Annotated in this window: 1 protein-coding gene and 1 pseudogene; both read right to left on the bottom strand. The window is 40.3% G+C overall.

Translation table 11 applies throughout. The features are described 5' to 3' along the window. Positions 1-200: 200 nt before the first annotated feature. Positions 201-1,031, bottom strand: a complete 831-nt coding sequence (locus tag AB1349_14025; protein MEW6558443.1) for a DUF72 domain-containing protein — start codon at positions 1,029-1,031, stop codon at positions 201-203. 185 nt (positions 1,032-1,216) lie between these two features. Continuing rightward, a pseudogene (locus tag AB1349_14030) lies at positions 1,217-1,750 on the bottom strand (PorV/PorQ family protein). Positions 1,751-1,879: the final 129 nt, after the last annotated feature.

A 1,879-nucleotide genomic window follows, 5' to 3' on the forward strand; every position in this document is an offset into this window, starting at 1 on the left:
GAGTTCATATACAGCGTGACTTGCTCGTCTTAGCTCCACATATTACATTATACAAAATTTGGCAAAATTTGTCGGTCGCCTTCATCCCCGCAGCAAGCTGCGGGGTATTCGGCGACATTTAAATAAGATTAAATCTGTATTTCTTCACAAGACCATTATACTTTTTTCAGGTTAAAAGGCAAGAAAAATTTTGTGGTAGGTTAAAACAAGGTGTGCTTTTCGGTTTTTATGTTGAGCATCTTTTTCAGTGTCTGAGCGTTTTTGACCGATTGACCATTCGTGCAGTTATTGAAAAACAGGTATGTCTTTTTGGCTTTTTGAGACATCTCTTTTATGTGAGGCACAAATTCTTTTAACTCGTTATCGGAATACAAATAATCATATCGCTCTTTCACCGATGCGTTATACCAGTTTGGGTTTCTGCCGTGAAACCTGAAATAGGCAATATCAGATGTAACTTCATACTGGGTCGGCATTAGCCGTTCCTGTTTCGGCTCGTCCACAATACAAAATCCGAGGTTGTTTCTTCTCAAAAAGTTAAATGTCTCGGGTGTTGCCCATTGATTATTCCTGAATTCAATTACCAGCGGTATGTCGTAGAAGTGTTGCTTGCACTCCAAAATGTAATTTTTTGTTTCCTCCGACGGCTTGAAAAATACCGGGAACTGCAACAGCACACAGCCGAGTTTGTTAACTTCTCTCAATGGGTTGAGTGAACGAACAAATTTTGGGCAGTCGTCTAACGCCTGCTTTTTCGTCGGCTTTTTCATTTCCAGTCGGTAATCAAATGGGTCGTGGGTTATCCCGTGGTATGTCTTCACTACAAATTCAAAGTGCTTCTCTGTGTTTTTTGCCATGCTCTCAAAAATATTCGGTGTTGCCAGTCTGTAATATGTGGAATTTATCTCCACACAGTCAAATCCAAGTTCCTGCTCGTAGGATTTCAGAAGATTTTTTGGATGGAGTTTCTGCGGATAAACACTGCCTCGCCAGTCGGGATAGGAAAAACCAGAAGTGCCAAGTTTAAGCATATAACAAAGTGGGGTGGTCAGCACAAAGAGATTTGGCACTCCAGTAACAACTTTTTTGTGTCAGTTGCCTACACCGACAGTTGAACTGAATTCAGACAGGACTTTGAGTCCTTTGTTCTAATGCCCGAGTTTTTTCAATCTTTACTCGGTACTTGAACCCGTGCCTAACCACCCCATAAAATAATTTACCATTTTATACTGAATGATATTCTATGTATATCCCCCAAATCGCCGTAAGGCACGAATGCGTAGTCAGTGGAGAAGTTGAGTATTCGTAACCCGAGCCCGCCGCCCAATCCTGAGAAATCAGAGGCGTTCTTGAGTTCTTGTGTTCTCGAGTTAGCGAGTAAATAACCGACTCGCAATGCTAATGGATTTATTGGAACATACTCCGTGCCGAATGAGATTTCTGTTTTGTTATCGTAAATTTTCTGCGTAATATCAAGTGCAAGTGTTAATGCTCTTTTTATTGTGTAGCCCGCCCCTAATGTTGCTGTCAACGGTAAATTATATCTTTCAGATATAAATCTCATCTTAGGTCCAATGTTTTGTATTGACAATCCCATTTTCACATTGTCGCTAATGTGATAGAGTGAACCAATATCAACTGCAATCCCTGTCGCTTTCTCGGTTTCTATTTTCTGCTGGATTATTTTTAGGTTTGTTCCAAGTGAGAGATTGCTTCGGCTTCGCCTCGCAATGACATTACTGTAAGAAAATGTGGTGGCGTAGTAATTTTAGGTTGCTAATAACTGACTTGGCTGAACTTAATCCAGTTGATATTTGAAACATCTACACCAGCCAATTCTAATGGAGATTTTCCATTTTTGTGTTTGTTCTTTTTACGG

This window comes from Elusimicrobiota bacterium, assembly GCA_040757695.1.
Taxonomy (GTDB): domain Bacteria; phylum Elusimicrobiota; class UBA8919; order UBA8919; family UBA8919; genus JBFLWK01.